Consider the following 5,471-nt stretch of genomic DNA (forward strand, 5'->3'; position numbering starts at 1 on the left):
AAAGCGTCCGCCCTGTAGCGCAAATCAACATTACTCAGCGGTATCTAAGTAAAAGGGTGACGTGCAAATCACATCACCCCAACATTTGATTTAGAACCTTTTTATTTTTGTAAGCTTTATGACAAAGCATTATCGTACGCAGGTTCCATCTATAATCCAAGTATGGTTGTGCTTGGCAAACATAGTAGTTAGCGTGTTGTAAGGATTCTTATGCACCTGTGAATATTAAGATATTGAATTGCAGTTGAATAAGTAGTATGTATCTTTGTTCTGCATTTTTGCATAATTGTTCTGTTCAATGCGCGTTTCGTAGTAAGCATTTGCAATCGTTATATATAGTATGGAAGAAAAATATATTATAAGTTTTCAGGCTTACAGGGAGAAAATAGTAAATGGATATTGTATATTAATAGGGAATTAAGTCCTTTCTTGATTAGGGAAACGATAGCAATGGAAAGGAAATGTGACAAGCATATGCATGATTACTTGAAAGTAATGAGTGCCAATACAGGCAAGGAGAATAGGCATGACCTAAAAAGCATGTTAGGCGATATTGCTGTAGCGCTTGATCAATCCGCCATCGTTGCGATTACTGATCGTACAGGAAAAATAACGTATGTGAACGAGCAATTTACTAAGATTTCACAGTACAGCGCAGAAGAACTAGTCGGATCCACACATAAAATTATTAATTCGGACTATCATTCAAAAAACTTTTTTAAAAATATGTGGGCGACGATTGGCAAAGGGCAAGTATGGAAAGGGGAAATCCGAAATCAATCAAAAGATGGAAGTTATTACTGGGTAGATACAAAAATCGTTCCGTTTTTAGATGAAAAAGGGCATCCTTATCGATATATCGCTATTCGATATGACATTACAAGCCGTAAGCTGATGGAAGAACAAATTCGAAAAGATGCAGAGGTGTATCGATTAATAACGGAAAACTCTTTGGACTTCATTTCAGTGATCGATCGTGAAGGTAGATTCCAATACCTTTCACCATCACATCGGAATTTGTTAGGTTATTCTATTTCAGCTTTAAAGGAAGAATCTATTTACTCCCTTGTCTCTGAAAAAAATCATGCGGTTATACGAGAGGCATTAGAGCGGCAAGCTGCGATAGAGAAGCCGATTGAAATTGCTGTTATAAATAAGGTTGGACAGTTGAAGACGATGGAAGCAACGCTCCGTTTAATTCGGGAAAAAGGGGAATATAACAACCATTTTGTACTCGCCATGCATGATATTACGAGCCAAAAGCATTCGGAGTCAATGATTCGTGATCTTTACGATTATGATCAGCTTACTTCACTCTTAAATAGAAGCTCTTTCCAACAACGATTGAAACAATCATTGGAAGCTGCAGAGAGAAGTTCTACAAAAGTAGGCTTAGTCTATGTAAATATTGATCGTTTGCGTCATGTGAATGATTCATTTGGACATGAAGCGGGCGATCAGACGTTGTCCATTTTGGCGGATCGTCTTCGAACGCTGCTAAATGAAAATGAAGTAATCGGCAGAATTTCAGGGGATGAATTTGCTTTCACGCTCTCCGATGCAAAGGACGAAAATGCCATCGAAAAGATTGCTCACCAAATAAAAGAGCATTTGGAGGAACCGATTGTCATCAATGAGAAGTCAATCGTATTGTCGATCAGCTGTGGAATTGCCATGTATCCGCAACATGCTGCACAATCAACCGATCTAATTACGAAGGCAGAAAAGGCATTGCGCTTTGTAAAAGATCATGGTGGCAGTGGCTACAAACTGTACGAGTCTGGAATGGCGACAAAAAACTTGGAACGTATTCTACTCGAAAATGAACTGAGAAAAAGCGTCCAAATGGGCAACTTCAAATTGGAATATCAACCAAAGATCAATTTATCCCGGGAAGCTTTGTCGAGTGTGGAAGCTCTTGTTAGATGGGACCACCCTGATTTGGGCAGAATTCCTCCAGATAAATTCATCCCTTTGGCGGAGGAGACGAAAATGATATTGCCATTGGGTGAGTGGATTTTACGAGAAGCGTGCAAGCAAGCGTTGCAATGGAAAAAGAAAGGCTGCCCAGTGCGCATTGCGGTGAATATGTCTGCCGTTCAGTTGGAAGAGATAGGCATCGTTGAGTCAATCGAACGAATATTAAAGGAAGAGTTTGTTGATACTGATTTGATTGAGATTGAATTGACTGAAAGTGCTTTTGCGAACCGAATAGAGATGAGCGACACGATTGAGAGAATACGCAAATTAGGGATCACTGTTGCAATCGATGATTTCGGAACAGGCTATAGTACGTTGAGTTATATAAAAGAATTGCCTGCAGATACGTTGAAGATTGATCGCTCTTTTATTCGAGATATCGAATTGAACGAAAATAGCAGAGCGATTGTAAAAGCGATCATTATGTTAGCGGATACAGCGGGCTTAAATGTTGTAGCTGAAGGAATCGAGTCGAAGGAGCAAGCGGAAATTTTGCTCGAATTAGGATGCAGGGAGGGGCAAGGGTATTATTATAGTAAGCCTCTGCCTCCGAAAGATTGTGAAAGTATGATGATAGCAATTGGTTCTTGTGAATAAATATTCAAAAATTTGTCGAGTTGAGCCATTCTCATTAACGTCTTACAATGAAACTGTGGGAAATTAAAGGAGAGTGGCAGAATTGGACAAACATCATATATCACTCATCGGAGTACCTCTTGATTATGGGCAAAGCCGCCGTGGAGTGGACATGGGCCCGAGTGCGATACGCTATGCTGGCGCTTTGAAGAGGTTGGAGTCAATCGGTCATACAGTGACAGATGAGGGAGATATTCAAGTGAGCGCTGTGGAAAAAACTGAACAAGATACGAATCTGAAAAACTTGGATGAAGTTGTTACGGCGAATACAGAGCTTGCGGGGAAAGTTGCAGATGTCATCAAGCAAGGAAAATTCCCTCTCGTCTTAGGTGGAGATCATAGCATTGCTATTGGGACGCTATCAGGCTTATCGACTACATATAAAAACTTAGGCGTTATTTGGTATGACGCCCACGCAGATATGAACACAGCAGAAACTTCCCCTTCCGGCAATATTCACGGTATGCCGTTAGCGGTTGCAATGGGGTTAGGGCATGAACGCTTAGTTAATATTTTGCAGGGTGGGCAAAAAGTGAAACCTGAAAACGTTGTCATAATCGGAGCTCGTTCTGTTGACCCAGGAGAGCGGCAGTTGATTAAAGAGAAAAAAATAAAGGTGTTCACGATGCATGAAATTGACCGAGATGGCATGACAGCTGTCATGAATGAGGCCATTGAGTACCTTCGAAATAGAAATGTCGATGGAGTTCACTTATCATTGGATTTGGACGGTCTTGATCCGCTTTATACACCTGGAGTTGGGACGCCTGTTGCAGGTGGAATCAGCTATCGTGAAAGTCATTTGGCGATGGAGATGCTGGAGGATTCCGGCATGATTACATCCGCCGAGTTTGTAGAAGTGAATCCGATTCTTGACGAAAAGAACAAAACTGCCGATGTAGCGGTCGGCTTGATGGGTTCATTGTTCGGAGAAAAATTAATATGACCAATCGGCTGTCCGGCTTCGTACGGATAGCTTTTTTGTTGATTGGAATGGCAAGAAATCATACTATATGAGTAAGTTCCAATGAATTTATCTCCATGAAGAGCAATGGATTTTATGAGAATTAAAATAAGTGAGGAAAGCATCGATTTTCTTTGGTAAAATATAATTAGGTAAACGTAGCAGATTTGAAATTACATTTCAACTGTCCATTATATTTCCGATAGGGAAATTAGACCCTATAAACAAAGAGAATTGTCATGCGAAAAAGGGCGGTTCCTTTTATCTGAACCAGCAGATTCCCTCATTTCTATACGTGTTAGGATAATGCCAATATCCTTCCATTCGGCAGGGACCAAAACTCCTGCTGAATTCAGAAAACCTCGGTCACTTTCATAAGCAAGAGGAAACAAAGCCGGGGGAAAATAATTATCTTTATTTCTTAATAAAAAATGAAACCTATTGCAACCTTCAAACGTATAGAAGGAACAGCCGCATGGAGCGGAGGATGAAAGTCATTGGATGAATTGGTCAATAAACGAATAAATGAAGTGATCAGAGGCAATCAGGATGCATTCGAGGAGATTGTGACAATGTTTCAACATCGGCTGTATCAAGTTTGTTATCGAATGCTTGGCAACCGGCAGGAGGCGGAGGATATCGCCCAAGAAGCTTTTGTACGTGCGTATATTAATATTCATACGTATGATCAGAAGAGGAAATTTTCTACATGGCTGTATCGAATCGCAACAAACCTGTGCATTGATCGAATCCGGAAGAAGAAGCCGGATTATTATCTTGATGCTGAAGTGCCTGGTACCGACGGTCTAAATATGTATTCCCAAATTGCGGCAACTGGCGATAAGCCGGAAGAAGAAGTAGAAAGGATGGAGGCGCAGGAGAGGGTCCAATATGAAATTGGCAGACTCCCTGATAAATACCGCACCGTCATCATTCTTCGATATATGGAAGAGCTACCGTTGCAAGAGATTAGTGATATTTTGGAATTACCGTTAGGGACCGTAAAGACCCGTGTACACCGCGGAAGGGAAGCACTTCGGAAACAGATGGGTAATATGTAGGAGGGAATAAGTATGAATACGTGTCAAGAACCAGTCGTTCATTTAATGCACGCGTATTTAGACGGAGACATCAGCCGAGAAGAAGAGCGAGTGTTAAAAGAGCATTTGGAAGTTTGTCCGCACTGCAGAAAAACGATGGATGAACTGAAAACGTCGGTGTTATTCCTTCAAAGTGCTGATCCAGTTAATGCGCCGGATCATTTTGTTTCGGGCGTGATGGCGCGTCTTCCAAAAGAGAAGAAGCAAGCGGGCATTCAACGCTTTTTACGCAGTCATCCTTTATTATCGGCAGCGGCATTGTTTTTCATATTAATGAGCGCAATGTTATTTTCGAGTTATAATAACAATCAACAGTTTTCATTTACGAAACAACCGAATCTCGTCATAGAAGGTGAAACCGTCATCGTGCCTGAAGGAGAGGTTGTAAAAGGCGATTTAATCGTCAAAAACGGCAACTTACGTATAGAAGGCGAGGTTGATGGGGACGTTACAGTAATACGCGGCTCAAAGTATATGGCGTCCACTGCTGTTGTGACCGGCAAAAGTGAAGAGATTGATAAAGCCTTTGATTGGCTTTGGTATAAAATTAAGACGACGGTGAAAGAAGTTTTCTCTTCCTCTAAGAGTGATGGAAAAGAACAAACAGAATGAGGAAGTTGCGATCTGTACTGCATAAGGCATGTACGGATCGCTTTTCTTATTGAAGGAATAAAGCTTCGATATATTGGTTCTATAATATTTGTTGGGGTATTCACACAAATATTATAGAACCCCAAAAAAGCACGTAATCACCATTTCTTTTATACTTGAATTGTCGAGAAACAAGTAAA

The 5,471-nt window shown here is 40.9% G+C and carries 4 protein-coding genes; all 4 read left to right on the forward strand.

Translation table 11 applies throughout. From position 1 onward, the window contains the following. Nucleotides 1-450: 450 nt before the first annotated feature. Nucleotides 451-2,577 (forward strand): bifunctional diguanylate cyclase/phosphodiesterase, encoded by a 2,127-nt coding sequence (locus ACFQ38_RS11740; protein ID WP_381481052.1) that lies wholly within the window; start codon nt 451-453, stop codon nt 2,575-2,577. A gap of 82 nt (nt 2,578-2,659) precedes the next feature. Continuing rightward, entirely contained in the window at nt 2,660-3,562 is a 903-nt protein-coding gene (gene rocF / locus ACFQ38_RS11745; RefSeq protein ID WP_381481054.1) for an arginase, read from the forward strand. Between the two features lie 515 nt (nt 3,563-4,077). Next, entirely contained in the window at nt 4,078-4,641 is a 564-nt protein-coding gene (sigW, locus tag ACFQ38_RS11750; protein WP_381481056.1) for an RNA polymerase sigma factor SigW, read from the forward strand. A gap of 12 nt (nt 4,642-4,653) precedes the next feature. After that, nucleotides 4,654-5,292, forward strand: coding sequence for an anti-sigma factor (locus tag ACFQ38_RS11755; RefSeq protein WP_336824738.1), 639 nt, complete (start codon nt 4,654-4,656; stop codon nt 5,290-5,292). Nucleotides 5,293-5,471: the final 179 nt, after the last annotated feature.

It is taken from the genome of Sporosarcina contaminans (assembly GCF_042679045.1).
In the GTDB taxonomy this organism is placed as follows: Bacteria; Bacillota; Bacilli; order Bacillales_A; family Planococcaceae; genus Sporosarcina; species Sporosarcina contaminans.